This window comes from Pseudoclavibacter sp. CFCC 13611 (genome assembly GCF_008831225.1).
Lineage (GTDB): Bacteria > Actinomycetota > Actinomycetes > Actinomycetales > Microbacteriaceae > Pseudoclavibacter_A.
Genome location: NZ_WBKE01000002.1, coordinates 23,401 through 38,716, shown reverse-complemented (window position 1 = coordinate 38,716; position 15,316 = coordinate 23,401). Strand labels below are relative to the sequence as shown.

The following is a 15,316-nucleotide window of genomic DNA, read 5'->3' as shown; positions in this document are numbered from 1 at the left end:
GAACGACCAGAACGACCAGAACGACCAGAACGATGAGGACACAGAGGGCCGCCTTATGGGCGAGTCATTCTCGTCGGAGGCTCTGCTCTGACGAGCTTTGCCGTGGTGCTGTGACGAAGCTTGCGCCGCGAAGGCTTCGACCGGCGAGTTACGAGATCGGCAGATCTGTACCCCCAGTCGGGTTCGAACCGACACTGGGCCGATTTTAAGTCGGCTGCCTCTGCCAATTGGGCTATGGGGGCCCGATACGAGCGAGATCGGCAGCGACATTCCGCTGCGAGCGCATCGCCTGCTCTGACATCTTAGTGGCTGCGAAAGACGGCCTCTGTAGAGTTAAGCTAGCGGGCACCATGTCCGCTGATGACTTGAACAAGGAGATCATTGTGGGCGCTGGATGGATCACCCTCATTGTCGTGATCGCGATCGTCGCGATCATCGGCATCTGGCTATGGGCCACGTACAACGCTCTGGTTCGTCTGCGCGTGCGCGTCGACGAAGCCTGGAGCGACATCACCGTGCAGCTGAAACGGCGAGCCGACCTGCTGCCGAACCTGATCGAGACCGTCAAGGGGTACGCAGCACACGAGAAGGGCGTGTTCGAAGCGGTCACGCAGGCGCGTTCCGAGACGGTCAACGCAGCCACACCCGCAGAGGCGACCGTGGCCGAGGGGCATTTGCAGGAGGCACTGAAGAGTCTGTTCGCCGTGGCCGAGGCGTATCCCGACCTCAAGGCGAACCAGAACTTTCTGCATCTGCAGCAGGAGCTCGTCGACACCGAAGACAAGATCCAAGCGTCACGCCGCTTCTACAACGGAGGCGTGCGCGAGCTGAACACCAAGATTCAGACTTTCCCGACCAACATCATCGCGGGCGCCTTCGGCTTCACCAGCCGCGAGTTCTTCGAGGTCGACAACCCCAGCGCGATCGCCGAGCCGCCGCGCGTCCAGTTCTGATCTGATCCATGTATCGAGCCATCCGCCGTAACAAGGTCAACACGGTGTTCATCATCCTGATGTTCATCGTGTTGATCGCGGTGCTCGGATACGCCGCGAGCCTGCTCTTCGGCAATTGGACGATCACCATCTGGGCTCTCGTCGGAGCAAGCATCTATGCAGTGATCCAGTACTTCATAGCGGGCCGTGCTGCTGTCGCCATGAGCGGGGCGCGTGAGATCACCAAGGCCGAAAACCCCCGGCTGTGGCGCATCGTCGAGAACCTCGCCATCACCACGGGCACCCCGATGCCCAAGGTCTACATCATGGACGACCCCGCGCCCAACGCGTTCGCGACCGGCCGCGACCCTGAGCATGCCATCGTGTGTGCGACCAGTGGCATCCTCGAGCTGATGACCGATCGGGAGCTCGCCGGAGTCATGGCCCACGAGATGGGACACGTGCGCAACTACGACATCAGGCTGAACATGATCGTGTTCGGGCTGGTCGCGGCGATCGGCATGGTCGCCGACATCTTGATGCGCATGTCTTTCTGGAGCGGGATGACCGGCGGCAACCGCAATAACAACAACGGCGGTGGCAACCCGATCATGCTGGTCGTCGGCATCGCTGCAGCCGTGCTGGCTCCCCTGGCGGCGACGATGGTGCAGCTGGCCGTGTCGCGACAGCGCGAGTATCTGGCCGATGCGACCGGGGCGCTCACCACCCGTGACCCCGAGGCGCTGGCGAGTGCGCTCGACAAGCTGCAACGGTACTCACAGCCACTGGCGCGGCAGAACTCGGCGATGGCGCACATGTACATCGCAGACCCGTTGAAAAGCGGATTCGTCGACAGACTGTTCGCGACGCACCCGCCGATTCCCGACCGCATCCGCCGCCTGCTGAAAAGTGCCGACAAGTTCTGAAGGCTGACGTCAGGCAGAGTCGAAGCTCTCATCGGTGACGCGCACGTCCGATCAACAAGACGTGCACATCCAATCGACACGACGCACACGTCCGATCAACACTTTGTGTGGGAATCTTCACGCAGAACCACAAATACTGCTCACCAGTTCAAAGCTTCTGTGGCCACAGGAGTTCTTCACGCTGGACAGCTTCGCCTGCAGCAGCCCTGCGCGGGCCCTGACTACCCGCTCAGACGTGGAGAGGCCCCGCACTTCACAGTGCGGGGCCTCTCCACGTCAGCTCGACAGAACCTGCTTCGCAACCACCGGCGTCAGTGGTTACCGGCAGCAGGGTCTACTTCGCAGCAGCCTTGTCAGCAGCCTTGTCAGCAGCCTTGGCATCAGCAGGCTTGGCGTCAGCAGCCTTCGCCTCAGCAGCTTTCTCGTCGGCCTTCTTCTCGGCCTCGGCCGGCTTCGGCCGCGGGCGCGAGGCGAACTCCTCGAAGAAGGCACGAGGCTCGACGCCGTGGCTGGTGGTCGCGAGGTCGCGACCGATCCACATCTGGTGCCACCAGTCGCCGAACACGCGGAACTTACGCTCCCACATCGGGATCGCCAGACCGTGGTAGCCGCGGTGGAACACCCACGCCGGGAAGCCCTTGAGCGAGAACTTCTTCTGTCCGCCGGTGAACACGCCGTTACCGACTCCCAGACCGGCAACCGCGCCAGCGGGCTTGTGCACATAGTCGATGGGGGCATCGCCACGCAGCGAGGCCACGATGTTCTTGCCCAGGCGTTTCGCCTGGCGCACCGCGTGCTGCGCGTTCGGCACGCACGAGCCGTCGAAGGGCAGGCCGTTACCGGTCACGTCGGGAACCTGCGTCGAGTCGCCAGCGCCCCACACGTTCTCGAGCACGCCGTCGTCAGTCTCGGCGCGCAGATCGGCACGCAGGCGCAGACGGCCACGAGGCTCAAGCGGCAGGTCGCTGTTGCGCAGCACCGGGTTGGCCATCTGACCAGCGGTCCAGATGATCACGTCGGTCGGGTACTTGTCACCCTTCGAGGTCTCGACGATGCCGTCGACCGCGCTGGTCACCTGCGTCTCGAGGTGAATCGTCGCGTGCCGGTTCTTGAGGTCGTCGATGACCCACTTGGCGGTTTCGAGCGAAACCTCTGGCATGATGCGGTCAGCGGCCTCGATGAGGTGGAACTCCAGCTCGCTCTCGCTGATCTGCGGGTAGAACTTCAGCAGCTTGGTGGCCAGGCCGCGCACCTCTGCGAAGCCCTCGATGCCTGCGAAACCGCCGCCGACGACGACGAAGGTCAGCAGACGCTGACGCTCGGGACCGACGGGGAGGTTCGCCGCGCGGTCAAAGTTGGTGGTGATCTTGTTGCGAATCCACTCGGCCTCTTCGACCGACTTCAGACCGATCGCGTTCTCGGCGATGCCCGGAATCGGGAAGGTGCGAGAGACAGCGCCCAGCGTGACGACGAGGACGTCATAGTCCAGCTCGTAGGGGGCACCTCCCTCAGCCTGAACCGTGACCTGCTTGTCAGCGTTCGAGATAGCGGTCACCTTGGCGTTGATGAGGTTCGTACGGCTCAGGTGGCGACGGTGCGGCACCAGGACGTGGCGAGGCTCGATCGACCCGGCCGCGACCTCAGGAAGGAAGGGCTGGTAGGTCATATAGGGTCGAGCATCGACCAGAGTTACCTCGGCCTCGCCGGGGTTCAGCAGCTTCTCGAGTGTGCGCGCGGTGTAGAAACCCGCGTAGCCACCACCAATGATCAGGATCTTGGTCACGACGTTCCTTTTGCAGACTTGTTGACGAACATGGATCAATCTACTCCAAAGCGCCTGCGAGGTCTCGGGACCGTCTCAGATTGCATCAGGTTGCACGCGGGGCCGCGCGCAGGTGCCGTGGAGGTTGTCCCAGCCTACCTGTTCGAGCACCAGGTCACCGATTGGGTTCACGCCCGGTCCGGCGGCCAGGGCGTGCCCCACCAACGCGTGCAGGCACTTCACACGAGTCGGCATGCCTCCTGCCGAGACGCCGGCGATCTCGGGCACCTCGCCGAACTCTTCGCGATCGGCGATATAGGCCGCATGTGCGTGTCGGTAGCGTTCGGCAAGCTCTTCGTCGGCGGCGAGCATGTCGTTGAAGTCGTTCATGCGTCCGATGGCCTCGAGATTCGAGACCGCAGCGGTCAGCCCCGGATGCGTCAGGTAGTAGAAGGTCGGAAACGGCGTGCCATCGGCCAGCCGCGGGGCGGTGCTGACCACGGTGGGAGTGCCGTCGCCGGTGCGTGCGGCCACCGCGACGACCGACCGTACCGGCCGGCCGAGATGCTCGCTCATGATCTCGAGGTCGCGCTCGCTCACCTCGTATTGTGCTTCGGTCACTGCTGCTCCTGCTGCTCGCCCTGGTCGTTCTGACCGTTCTGGCCACCTTGGTCGCTCTGCGTCTGGTCGCCGTCGAGTGGCTGGTCTCCGACACCCGCCTGAACGATCGACGACCCCAACAGATCGGTCCACTTCTGATCGCTGCTGGTCACGCTCTGGCTCGGCGTCTGGTGCGCGCGGTCATCGGCGCTCTTCGCCTGGTCGCCGTCGACCACGACATAGGTCGTCTCGCCCGGCACCACGAAATAGAGGCGTTGGCGCGTCTGCGCACGAATGTACGCGGGATCGTCCCAGCGTGCACGCTCCTGCTGCAGCTCGCCGAGTTCGCTGCGCTGCTGATCGACCTCGGACTGCAGCTGCTGCTTCTGCTGCTGCTGCTCGACGTAGAGGCGGATGTTCGGCGTCAGCAGCAGGGCGGCGGCGACCAGCGCCACCGTGAGAATCACGGGGAACGCTGGAAACCGCCGCCCTTGTCGCTGTTCGCTCATCTGCAGTCGCGCTGCTTACTTCGCAAACCGGGGAAACGCCGTTGCGCCTGCGTAGACCGCGCGGTCGCCGAGCTGCTGCTCGATGCGCAGCAGCTGGTTGTACTTGGCGACACGCTCGCTGCGTGCCGGGGCGCCGGTCTTGATCTGACCGCAGTTGGTGGCGACGGCCAGGTCGGCGATCGTGGTGTCTTCGGTCTCGCCCGAGCGATGCGACATCATGGCGCTGTAGCCGTTCGTCTGAGCGAGTTCGACGGCACGCAGCGCCTCGGTGAGCGAACCGATCTGATTCACTTTGACCAGAATCGAGTTGCCCGCCTGATCGTCGATGCCGCGCTGCAGACGCTCTGGGTTCGTGACGAACAGGTCGTCGCCCACCAGCTGCACGCGATCGCCGAGCTTGGCGGTCAGGGCGCTCCAGCCGGCCCAGTCGTTCTCGTCGAGGCCGTCCTCGATCGAGACCACCGGGTACTCGCTGACCAGGCTGTCGTAGTAGTCGATGAGCCACTGCGAATCACGCGATTCGCCTTCGAAGTGATAGCTGCCGTCGCTGAAGAATTCGCTGGATGCGGCGTCGAGTGCCAGCGCGATGTCGCTGCCCAGCTGGTAGCCGGCACGTTCGATCGCCTCGGTGATGACGGCGAAGGCGTCGGCGTTGTGCCCGAGGCTCGGCGCGAAGCCGCCCTCGTCGCCCAGGCCGGTGCTGAGCTTCTGCTCTTTGAGCACCGATTTGAGGGTGTGATAGACCTCGCTGCCCCAGCGCAGCGCCTCGGCGAAGCTCTTCGCCCCGATCGGGGCGATCATGAACTCCTGGAAATCGACGTTCGAGTCGGCATGTGCGCCGCCGTTGAGAATGTTCATCATGGGCACTGGCAGGGTGACCGCGGCGTCGCCGCCGACCGAGATGTAGAGCTCCTGCTGCTTCGACAGAGCGTTGGCCCGTGCCACGGCGAGCGATGCGCCGAGAATGGCGTTGGCGCCGAGGCGAGCCTTGTTCGGGGTGCCGTCGAGCGCGATGAGCGCCTCGTCGATGCCCTGCTGGTCTGCGGAGTCACGCCCGGCGAGCAGATCGCTGATCTCGGTGTTCACCGACTCGACTGCGCCCAGCACTCCCTTGCCCAGGTAGCGGTCGCCGCCGTCACGACGCTCCACAGCCTCGAACTGGCCGGTGGACGCACCCGAGGGAACGTCTGCACGACCGAGGGTGCCGTCGTCGAGGGTGACCTCTGCCTCGACGGTGGGGTTGCCGCGCGAGTCCAGGATCTCGCGTGCTGAAACCGAAACGATGCCTGCCATGCTGAATGCCTCTCAGGGTCTCCGAAGGTGATGTCTTCGGCTCGTGATCTCTGTGTGAAACCCGCAGGCAGCCATGCGCCGCCGCGGGGCGACAGTCGGTGCTGATACGGGTTCTCTCAACAGTCTACGTTGTCTTCGCCAGACCCGGCCCACCACCCATGGGTCTCCGACCCACGTCGCACCAGGCCTGCCTCACCACGCAGAGATGCCCGGGTGCACGCGAACGTGCCCCGGGCATCCGTCATCGATCAGACGATGGGCGCACTCAGCTGAGCGGCAGCACCTGACCCTGCCAGGTGTCAGAGATGTGCTTCTTCGTCTCATCGCTGGTCAGCAACTCGTGCAGCTTCTGCACGCGCGCGTCGTCTTTGAGCTCAGGACGAGTCGCCAGCACGTTGGCGTACTTCTCGGTGGTCTCGAGAATGATCGCCTGGTCGGCGGTCAGCCCCGCGCCCAGTGCGAACGTCGAGGTGACGAAGGCCGCGTCGATGTTCGAATCGTCGACGGCGCGGGCCAGTGTCGGGTTGTCGAGCTCTTCGAACTTCAGCTCTCGCGGGTTCGATGAGATCTCACTCGCCGATGTGGCTCCCGCGGGAATCTCGATCACTTTGTTCGCAGCGAGCAGCTCGAGTGCGCGGCCCTCGTTGGTCGGGTCATTGGGAATGGCCACGGTGCTGCCGTTCTCCAGCGCGTCGAGGCTGTCGACCTTCTTCGAGTAGAAACCGGCGGCCGGCAGGTAGATCGTGCCGACGCTCACCAGATCAGTGCCGTTGCTCTTGTTCGAGTTGTCGAGGAAGGCCTGGTGCTGAAACAGGTTGGCGTCGACCGAGCCGTCTGCGAGCGCAGGGTTCGGCGTGTTGTAGTCGCTGAACTCAACGTACTGCAGGTCGAGCCCGGCGTCTTTCGCCTGGCCGTCGGCGACGAACTTGAGGATGTCACCGGCCGGAGTGGGCAGCGCGCCGACCTTGATCGTGCCCAGGCTGCTGCCGTCGTTCGACGCCCCAGACCCACTGCTGCAGGCCGTCATGCTGACTGCCGCGGCAACGATGGCACCGGCTGCGAGCAGTCGTTTGGTGAGTCTGTTCATGATGTGTCTCTCCTGTTTTTTCTTATTGGTCGAACGTGTGTCGAGCGCCTGTCGTTCAGGCGGTCTCGAGGTTTTTCTGCACGGTCTCGGTGCGTCCTGCGTCTTGGCGGCTCAGCCGGCGGGCGGCGAAGTTCGCAATGAGCTGGGCGATCTGCACGATCGCGAAGAGCACGACGATCACGACGACCACATGCATCCAGCTGTAGCGCTGCCAGCCATAGCTCAACGCGACATTGCCCAGCCCGCCGCCGCCGACCACGCCGACCATCGCCGAGAAGTTGACGATCGACGTGAACGTGGTGGCCAGGCCGAGCACGATCGCCGGCATCGCCTCAGGCAGAATCACGCGCCGCACGAGCTGCCAGCGACTCGCGCCCAGCGACTCGGATGCCTCGAACAGCCCTGGTTCGACCTCTTTGACCGCGATCTCGACGAGCCGCGCGAAGAAGGGAATCGCCACCAGCGTGAGCGGCACGATCGCCGGGCCGGTGCCGATGAACGACCCGACCAGCCACCGGGTCACGGGGATGAGCGCGATCATCAGAATCACGAACGGCACCGATCGCCCCAGGTTCACGATGAAAGAGAGCACTGCGTTCAGCACACGAGCCAGCACACGCGAACCGAAGATGCTGCTCAGAAAGCCGTTGCGTTCGGTGGCCACGAGCAGCACGCCGAGCGGCAGCCCCACGATCACGGTGATGATCGTCGCGATCAGCACCATGTACAGGGTCTCGCCGGTGCCTTCGAGCACCACGTCGAAGAGATTCGGCCAGAATTTCGGGTCGTTCATGTCGATCATCGGCCGGCCTCCTCATCGGTGTGCGCCGTTTCGGGGTTCGCGATGTGCGCGGCGGACGACGCGGACGCGGCGGCTCCGCCCGAAAGCACATCGACGATCAGCCCTTCTGCCTTGAGCTCTGCGATCGCGGCCTCTGCCTCGGCACCGACTGCCGGCAGCGCGAGCCGTGTGCGGCCGACCGACTGGCCGGCGATGCGCTCGATCATCGCTCCGAGGATGCTGACGTCGAGACTGCGTCGGCGTGCGAGCCGTGCGATGACGGCCTGACCGACCTCACCGCCGCCGAAGGTGACATCAACGACGGTCTGCCCGAGCGCGCTCGATGCCTCCGTCTGATCGACGCCGAGGGGGAAGAGCTCGCGCGCGAGCTTCGACCCTGGAGTCGCGATCAGATCGAGAAGCCGCCCCTGCTCGAGTATGCGGCCGTGCTCCATCAGCGCAGCCGAGTCGCATACCCCTTTGACGACGTCCATCTCGTGGGTGATCAGCAGCACGGTCAGCCCGAGTTCACGATTGATGCGGCGAAAGAGCTCGAGAATGGAACGCGTGGTTGCGGGGTCGAGTGCGCTCGTCGCCTCGTCAGAGAGCAGAACCTTCGGTTCGCCTGCGAGCGCCCGTGCGATGCCCACGCGCTGCTTCTGCCCGCCCGAGAGCTGCGCCGGATAGTGCCCGCCGCGATCGGCAAGGCCCACCAGATCGAGCATGTCGCGAGCTCGCGAGGAACGCTCACGACCGCGCACGCCGACGGCTTCGAGCGCGAACTCCACGTTCTGCTGCACCGTGCGGTTGCCCACCAAGTTGAAGTGCTGAAACACCATGCCGATCTCATGACGGGCGGCGCGCAGTGCGCTGCCGGTCAGTGCGGTGATCTCGCGATCGCCGACGACGACGCTGCCGCGATCGGGGCGCTCCAGCGCGTTGATCGTGCGCAGCAGCGTGCTCTTGCCAGCGCCGCTCTGCCCGATTACCCCGAAGATTTCGCCGTCGGCGACGGTGAGGCTCACGTCGTCGAGCGCGTGCACGGCGGCAGCACCCGAGCCGTAGGTTTTGTAGAGGTGAGAGGCGGTGATCACTCGCAAATATTAGCCGTACTAGACCACGAGCCCCCAATCACGACCAAGAATGTGACGGAGTGTGACGTTTCCCGCACCTGCGAACGATGCACGCCGCAGGAGGCCGGGCGCGCACCAGCGCGGCCAGAGCTTCCGTCGTCGTGCAGACGTTCATCGCACTCAGCCCAGCGCGCGCACCTCGATCTCGGCGAGTGACGTGGCATCCGCCGGAACGCGTGCGAAGTGCGTGTACCCGTCGGCCACCAGCTCGTCGAGCAGCCTGCCCGCCTTCTTGGGCTCGGTGACGATGTCGACACGTGTGTGGTCGGTCTGCGCGAGAGCCTGCGCCTTGATCACGATGAGATTCGCGGCAGCGGCTCTGCGGTCGGCGAGCAGCACGAGGCCGCCCTCGGGACCCGACGCCGAATCGTCGACGAGGTCGATGATGCGCTCGAAGCCGATCGAGAACCCGGCTGCCGGAACCTGCTGCCCCAAGAAGCGTCCGATCATGCCGTCGTAGCGGCCGCCACCGCCGACGGACGACTTCGACGAGGGGTGCGAGATCTCGAAGATCGTACCGGTGTAGTAGCCCATGCCGCGCACGAGGGTCGGGTCGAAGACGAGCTTCGCCGCTGCCGGCGCGCCCTTGCGGCGCACACCGGCGGCGTCAGCCGTGGTTGCGGCGGATGCGTCGCCGGCGGCCGTCGCAGCGAGTGCGTCTGCAATGGTGACCAGATTCTCCACTGCCGCTGGTGCCTCAATGTCGCCGAGCGCCGTCGTGATCGCCTCGCGGCTGAGTGGCTGCTGCCCGAGCCGTTCCACACGCTCGAGAAAGCCTCCCAGACGCTCTGCCTGGCTGCCAAGGCCGGCTTCGCGCAGTTCGGCGAGCACGCCATCGGCACCGATCTTGTCGAGCTTGTCGATGCTGATCAGCACGCGAGCGGTGTCGGCCTCGGCGAAGCCCGAGTCGGCCAGAATCGCATTGAGGATGCCGCGGTCGTTGATGCGGATGGTCGCCCCGGTGAGCCCCAGCTCAGCGAGCGCCGCCGAGGTAGCGGTGATGAGTTCGAGCTCGGCGAGCACGCTCGGCTCGCCCAGAATGTCGATGTCGCACTGCACGAACTGGCGGTAGCGGCCCTTCTGCGGGCGCTCGGCCCGCCAGACCGGCCCGGCCTGAATTGAACGGAACACCTTGGGCAGCTCGGCGTGATGCGAGGCGTAGTAGCGCGCCAGAGGCACGGTCAGGTCGAAGCGCAGGCCGAGATCTGAGAGATCGGCTTCGTCTCCCGTCTCAAGCGCGCGCTGCAGCTTCTCGGGGGTGAGCCCGCGACGCAGCACGCGAAAGGCCAGTTTCTCGTTGTCGCCGCCCATGCCCGAGGTCAGCCTGCTCAGCTCTTCGAGCACCGGTGTCTCGATCTGGGTGAACCCGTGTCGACGGTAGGTGTCGAGAATCGTCGACAGCACACGCTCTCGGCGTGCTTTGTCAGCGGGCAGGAAGTCGCGCATGCCGCGAGGCGGATTGATCTGCTGAGCCATGGTTGTCTATCATGCCACGCGTGGCCCGGTCGGCGGCTCCGCAAGCCGGTGCAGGACGCCCGTAGGCGGTGGATCTCACACGCGGAATGTGCGGGGCGCGCCGAAGAGGAACAGAGTATGTCAGAGGTTCATGCTTAGGCTGAATGTTCAGACAGGTGTCTGAACCCGATCAGTGAGGCGGAGCATGGCGAACAACGAGAACGACGCGCACGAGCACAAGCGCGGTCTTTTCGGCTGGCGCAAGCGCACCAAGGCCGAGACGACCGTCGAGGTGCCCGAGCCTGGCCCCTCCACGGTCGATGCCGATCGGCCTGCGAACGAACCGCACCCACAGACGGCGCCCATCGGTGAGCCCGAGGGGTTCATCGCATCCGCTGACCCAGTCGACCCGCAGTCGATCGACGTACCCGAAGCCGGCGCTGACGGCGGTTCAGCCGCAGGTGACCAGAAGTCCGATGTGCCGAGTGCGGCTGAAGCCGGCCTCGATGCGCACGGCCCGCAGGTCTCCGGTGCGGCGACACAGCCGGGTGATCGGTTCGTTCCGCCGGCAATGCCCGAGCGCCCCGTCTATGACAGCGGTCAGGCCGCGGCGGATGCTGCCCGCATCCTGCGCGCGGCTCGCGCCCGCCGGCCCGCCGGAGCACCCGACCCGCTGCATGAGCATCATGCGGGGGCGGCTGATGCCACTGGCACGGTGAAACCCGCCGATGTCGATGCCGCCAAGGCCAACATCTCAGAGACCTCGAGTGCGACCGCGACTCCCCCTGCTGAGCCACGACGCGATGACGTGACGCCAGTCGATGCGCAGAAGACCGAGAGCGGCGATGCAGCTGCAGGCGCCCTGGCCTCGGCTGTCGAGACCCCGTCCACGGGCGAAGCTGCACAGGCGTCAGCGCCTGAGCCCTCTGCTAATGCAGCATCATCAGCGCCCTCCGCAGGAGCATCTGCAGCAGCTGCAGCAGCACCGGCGCCAGAGCGCCCAGAGGACTCAGCGAACTCAGAGCGCCCTGCGAACTCAGAGAGCTCAGAGAAGTCAGAGAGCTCGCAGGAAGACGCACCGGCCCCAGTGACCGAGCCGAATCCGGTCGCCCCGCAAGAGGCGGCGGCGAGCGCACTCCTCGCACAGCAGAGTGACGACGCCGAGAAGCCTCCGCTCGACGGAGCCCCTCGCACCACGTCGACGTACGATCCAGACGTCGACGTCGATACGCATCCGTCAGCACAGCCGCTGATTGCGACGCCGATCTCGCTCGACGACGCACCGGCAGCTGCTGTGGCGCCTGCGAGCGAGGAGCCTGCGACGACAGAGCCTGCTGCAGCAGCGAAGCCCGTATCGCAGCCCGCGCCGCTCGAAGCGGCGACCGCGCCTCTGGCACCGGCGTCTGCCCGTGATGCGTCAGTCGCCGCTGCGGCTGCCGAGGTCGCCGAGCAGCCTACCGCTGAAATTCCCGAAGAGACCGTCGAAGCCACCCCGAGACCAGGCGACCGGGACGATGCGCCCGATGCCGCATCCACACGCCAGATCGCCCCGAGCGTGACCGCGGCCGCGACTCAGACGCCGGCCGAAGACGATGAGCTCGAACCTTCATCGGCGCCGCTCATCACCGAACGCAACGTCGAAGTGCGCCATCTGCAGCGGTCGTTCGGCCGCAAGAACCGGGCGCTGACCGATGTCAGCTTCACCGCACGATCAGGGCATGTCACCGCTCTGGTCGGCGTGAACGGCGCCGGCAAGAGCACAGTGCTGCAGATTCTTGCGACGCTGCTCAAGCCGCAGAACGGCGAGGTGCGCATCAACGGCATCGACGCCGTGGCCCGCCCGCAGGATGCCCGCTCGTCGATCGGATGGGTGCCCGACCACATTCCGCTGTGGCCGCGCATGACCGTGCGGCACACGCTGCAGACCTTCGCTCGGCTCTACGGACTGCCTCGGGCCGAGGCGCGCAAGCGCACGATCGATCTGATGACCAAGACCGGGCTCAACGATGTGGCCAAGCGTCAGGCGCGGCAGCTCTCGCGAGGTCAGCGTCAGCTGCTCTCGCTCGCTCGGGCGCTCGTGCACGACCCGCAGGTGCTGCTGCTCGACGAGCCCACGTCAGGTCTCGACAACATCAGCCGCGATCGCGTGCAGGCCGCGCTGCGTCAGCTCGCCGACGAGGGCAAGACGGTGGTCATCTCGACCAACTGGTTCGAAGGTCTCGACGACTACGCCGACCACGTCGTCTATCTCACCGAAGGCGTCAGCGCTTCGTCAGCCGAGGTCAATCAGGCCGCGACCGCACCGCGCGCGTGGCGCATCCGCAGTCTCGACCCGCAGGCGCTGCTCGAGGCCCTGCAGCGGTTCGAGACGCCGTTCGATCTCGACCCGGTCACGCAGGCCGTCGAAGTGCTGATGGGCAGCGATGAGGCGGCGAACCTGCTGCTCGCGCGGCTCGTGATCGCCGGGGTTCCGGTACACGACTACAGCCCGGCGTTCAGCGCGACCGAGCAGACGTTCCGGGCTCTGCAGCAGCAGGCTCCGGCCGATACGACCGAGTCGGTGCTCGACGCGCTCGGCGCGAAGACAGACGACACGGCTGACGCCTCCGTCGGCGGTGCCGCTGACGATAGCGACGGGCCGGCCGAAGCCTCGCACGAGAGGCCCCGCAAGGGCCGCGGCAGGGGCGCAGGTCGCACAACCGACCGATCCGACCGCAAAGGAGGTGACCGCTGATGCTCACACTCATCGGCCTCGAGCTGCGCCAGCGTATGCGCGGGTCTGGGTGGCTCCCACTGCTGATCATCTGGCTGCTCGCAATCGGCGGGCTCACCGCCGGCGCCTACTTCATCAGCCAGAGCAACGGCCAGCCCATGGGCGCGTGGCTGTTCTCGCTGATCCTGTACTTCACCCTGTTCCTCGCCGCAATCGTGGTGCCCGCACTCGGCGGCGGGTCGATCAACGGCGATCGTGAGAGCGGAGTGCTCGCACTCGTCCAGACCGCGCCGGTCTCGGCTGCCACCATCGTCTGGGCCAAGGCGTTCGCCGCTTGGATCGCCTCGCTCGTGCTGGTCTTGGTTGCACTGCCGTTCCTGCTTTTCGCAGCGGTCATCGGCAATGTCGGCTGGATCATCGTGGTGCCCGCGTTAGTCGTGCTCTTCTTGGAGCTCGCCTTCTTCTCAGCCATCTCGGTCGCGTTCTCGGGCATCTTCAGCCGCGCCGGTGCCGCGACCGCGATGTCATACCTCGTGATCGCGCTGTTGAGCGTCGGCTCCGTCTTCGCGTTCAACATCGGCGCTGCGCTGCTGACCAGCGAGCGCACCGTCCAGGTGAACACGCATGTCACAGCCTCGAGCCAGCAGAGCGGTTCTGCCGCAGACGGGTCGAACGGACAGCCTGGTACTGACGGCGAGGCGGGCAGCGGCGCGCAGTCGCAGGGCGAGGGAGCATCCGCCGACGGCACGCAGCCCGGCGAGGGCACGCAGAGCCGACGCTGCCAGGTCGTCTCTGAGCAGCGCAGCTATCAGCGCCCCGATCTGGTCTGGCCTGTGCTGGCAGCGAACCCGTTCGTCATTCTGGCGGATGCCACCCCCGCCCGCTTCGGGCATGGTGACGCCGGAACTGCGGTCGGGTACCCGACGAACCTGCTGACCACGCTCAAGGTCGAACTGCGCAAGGCGCAGCACTCGACGATTCCGGTCGAGACGATCGAGGAGTGCGAGTGGTCGGCCGACTCGAAGACTCCTGAGCAGCAGATGGCCGGCACGCAGCCGGTGTGGTTCTGGGGCATCGCAGGGCAGGTCGTGCTCTCGCTGATTCTGCTCGGGTGGGCCACGTCGCGCACCCGCGCACCGTACCGCAACTCTGCGAAGGGGCAGCGCATTGGCTGACTCGCTGTTCTCGAACGCGGCCGCCGCCGCCGATCATCCGGGGCTCGACGGGCTGGTCGACACGGTCGACACACTCCTCGCAGAGGGCGGCTGCCCGTGGGATCGCGAGCAGACCCACCGCTCGCTCGCGAAGTACCTGCTCGAAGAGACCTACGAGGCGCTCGACGCGATCGAGACCGACGATGGGTCTGAGCAGGCGACCGCCGCGCTGAAAGAGGAGCTCGGAGACGTGCTCTACCAGGTGCTCTTTCACGCGCGCCTCGCCCAGACCGAGGGGCGGTTCGACATCGACGACCTCGCGGCCGCGGTCGACAAGAAGATGCGCGATCGGCATCCGCACGTCTTCGGCGATGCGCATGCCGAGACTGCCGACGAAGTGGTTGCGGTGTGGGATGCGGCCAAGGCCCGCGAGAAGAGCGAGCGCACCAGCGTGCTCGATGGGATTCCGCAGGATCTGCCCGCGCTCGCACTCGCTGACAAGGTCATCGGTCGCGCGCACAAGTTGGGGCTGCTCGATGCGACCCAGCCCGGAGCGTTTCAGCTCGAAGACGAAGATGACTTGGGCAAGCTGCTGCTTGCAATCGTGGCGTCGGCGAAGGCGTCCGGGCTCGATTCGGAGCGGGCGCTGCGCTCGACGCTGCGTGATTTTCAGGGCGAGATTCACGCGGCCGAGCAGGCCGGCTCTGATGCCGGAGTCATCGGTGTGACGGGCGACAGCACGGGCAGCGACAGCACGGGCGAGTAGTACTGGGCTGGCAGGTAGTACGGGGCTGGAAACGGTACTGGGCTAGCAAGTGGTGCCGGGCCAGCCATTGGTGCCGAGCCGGCCATTGGTGCGGAGCCGGCCATTGGTGCGGGGCCGGACATTGGTATCTAGGGCCGGCGGTTTCTGCGCACCACGCGTGGTCGCCCCTCCCCTTCAGCAGGTTCTGCACACTCGAGCCCAGCCG

General features: G+C 65.8%; 13 protein-coding genes and 1 tRNA gene. 5 read left to right on the top strand and 9 right to left on the bottom strand.

Annotation, left to right across the window (positions count from 1 at the left end):
- Positions 1-168: 168 nt before the first annotated feature.
- Positions 169-242, bottom strand: a tRNA-Leu gene (locus F8O08_RS04575).
- Positions 243-350: 108 nt separating this feature from the next.
- On the opposite strand from F8O08_RS04575, the gene F8O08_RS04570 reads away from it, so the two are divergent.
- Positions 351-953, top strand: a complete 603-nt coding sequence (locus F8O08_RS04570; RefSeq protein ID WP_158042707.1) for a LemA family protein — start codon at positions 351-353, stop codon at positions 951-953.
- Positions 954-961: 8 nt separating this feature from the next.
- Positions 962-1,858, top strand: a complete 897-nt coding sequence (locus F8O08_RS04565) for a M48 family metalloprotease (RefSeq protein ID WP_158042706.1) — start codon at positions 962-964, stop codon at positions 1,856-1,858.
- A 334-nt stretch (positions 1,859-2,192) separates the two neighbouring features.
- Here the strand turns inward: F8O08_RS04565 and F8O08_RS04560 are convergent, their stop codons facing one another.
- The 8 genes from F8O08_RS04560 to hisS all read right to left on the bottom strand — a co-directional run bounded on the left by F8O08_RS04560 (position 2,193) and on the right by hisS (position 10,499).
- Entirely contained in the window at positions 2,193-3,641 is a 1,449-nt protein-coding gene (locus F8O08_RS04560; protein WP_158042705.1) for an NAD(P)/FAD-dependent oxidoreductase, read from the bottom strand.
- A gap of 75 nt (positions 3,642-3,716) precedes the next feature.
- On the bottom strand, positions 3,717-4,196 hold the full coding sequence (locus F8O08_RS04555; protein WP_158042994.1) for a DUF501 domain-containing protein: 480 nt from the start codon (positions 4,194-4,196) through the stop codon (positions 3,717-3,719).
- Positions 4,197-4,237: 41 nt separating this feature from the next.
- Positions 4,238-4,729 carry an FtsB family cell division protein gene (locus F8O08_RS04550; RefSeq protein ID WP_158042704.1) on the bottom strand — a complete coding sequence of 164 codons (492 nt, stop codon included), beginning with the start codon at positions 4,727-4,729 and terminating at the stop codon, positions 4,238-4,240.
- 15 nt (positions 4,730-4,744) lie between these two features.
- Positions 4,745-6,022, bottom strand: a complete 1,278-nt coding sequence (gene eno, locus F8O08_RS04545) for a phosphopyruvate hydratase (RefSeq protein WP_158042703.1) — start codon at positions 6,020-6,022, stop codon at positions 4,745-4,747.
- Positions 6,023-6,287: 265 nt separating this feature from the next.
- Positions 6,288-7,109 (bottom strand): MetQ/NlpA family ABC transporter substrate-binding protein, encoded by an 822-nt coding sequence (locus F8O08_RS04540; RefSeq protein WP_158037239.1) that lies wholly within the window; start codon positions 7,107-7,109, stop codon positions 6,288-6,290.
- 55 nt (positions 7,110-7,164) lie between these two features.
- Positions 7,165-7,902, bottom strand: coding sequence for a methionine ABC transporter permease (locus tag F8O08_RS04535; RefSeq protein WP_225733569.1), 738 nt, complete (start codon positions 7,900-7,902; stop codon positions 7,165-7,167).
- 5 nt (positions 7,903-7,907) lie between these two features.
- Positions 7,908-8,984 carry a methionine ABC transporter ATP-binding protein gene (locus tag F8O08_RS04530; protein WP_158042702.1) on the bottom strand — a complete coding sequence of 359 codons (1,077 nt, stop codon included), beginning with the start codon at positions 8,982-8,984 and terminating at the stop codon, positions 7,908-7,910.
- A gap of 159 nt (positions 8,985-9,143) precedes the next feature.
- A complete protein-coding gene (hisS, locus tag F8O08_RS04525; RefSeq protein WP_158042701.1) occupies positions 9,144-10,499 on the bottom strand; it encodes a histidine--tRNA ligase in 1,356 nt (451 codons plus the stop codon).
- Positions 10,500-10,683: 184 nt separating this feature from the next.
- Between hisS and F8O08_RS04520 the strand changes: the two genes are divergently transcribed.
- The 3 genes from F8O08_RS04520 to F8O08_RS04510 are packed head-to-tail and all read left to right on the top strand — an operon-like array spanning position 10,684 to position 15,111.
- On the top strand, positions 10,684-13,212 hold the full coding sequence (locus tag F8O08_RS04520; protein WP_158042700.1) for an ABC transporter ATP-binding protein: 2,529 nt from the start codon (positions 10,684-10,686) through the stop codon (positions 13,210-13,212).
- On the top strand, positions 13,212-14,366 hold the full coding sequence (locus tag F8O08_RS04515; RefSeq protein ID WP_158037234.1) for an ABC transporter permease: 1,155 nt from the start codon (positions 13,212-13,214) through the stop codon (positions 14,364-14,366). The genes F8O08_RS04520 and F8O08_RS04515 overlap by 1 nt, the downstream gene beginning before the upstream one ends.
- On the top strand, positions 14,359-15,111 hold the full coding sequence (locus F8O08_RS04510) for a MazG family protein (protein ID WP_158037233.1): 753 nt from the start codon (positions 14,359-14,361) through the stop codon (positions 15,109-15,111). The genes F8O08_RS04515 and F8O08_RS04510 overlap by 8 nt, the downstream gene beginning before the upstream one ends.
- Positions 15,112-15,316: the final 205 nt, after the last annotated feature.

What these genes read in the sequence shown, in the direction of transcription:
- F8O08_RS04540 (WP_158037239.1), bottom strand. Translation starts at nt 7,109, where the DNA reads ATGAACAGACTCACCAAACGACTGCTCGCAGCCGGTGCCATCGTTGCC.
- eno (WP_158042703.1), bottom strand. Translation starts at nt 6,022, where the DNA reads ATGGCAGGCATCGTTTCGGTTTCAGCACGCGAGATCCTGGACTCGCGC.
- F8O08_RS04555 (WP_158042994.1), bottom strand. Translation starts at nt 4,196, where the DNA reads ATGAGCGAGCATCTCGGCCGGCCGGTACGGTCGGTCGTCGCGGTGGCC.
- F8O08_RS04550 (WP_158042704.1), bottom strand. Translation starts at nt 4,729, where the DNA reads ATGAGCGAACAGCGACAAGGGCGGCGGTTTCCAGCGTTCCCCGTGATT.
- F8O08_RS04565 (WP_158042706.1), top strand. Translation starts at nt 962, where the DNA reads ATGTATCGAGCCATCCGCCGTAACAAGGTCAACACGGTGTTCATCATC.
- F8O08_RS04535 (WP_225733569.1), bottom strand. Translation starts at nt 7,902, where the DNA reads ATGAACGACCCGAAATTCTGGCCGAATCTCTTCGACGTGGTGCTCGAA.
- F8O08_RS04520 (WP_158042700.1), top strand. Translation starts at nt 10,684, where the DNA reads ATGGCGAACAACGAGAACGACGCGCACGAGCACAAGCGCGGTCTTTTC.
- F8O08_RS04515 (WP_158037234.1), top strand. Translation starts at nt 13,212, where the DNA reads ATGCTCACACTCATCGGCCTCGAGCTGCGCCAGCGTATGCGCGGGTCT.
- F8O08_RS04570 (WP_158042707.1), top strand. Translation starts at nt 351, where the DNA reads ATGTCCGCTGATGACTTGAACAAGGAGATCATTGTGGGCGCTGGATGG.
- hisS (WP_158042701.1), bottom strand. Translation starts at nt 10,499, where the DNA reads ATGGCTCAGCAGATCAATCCGCCTCGCGGCATGCGCGACTTCCTGCCC.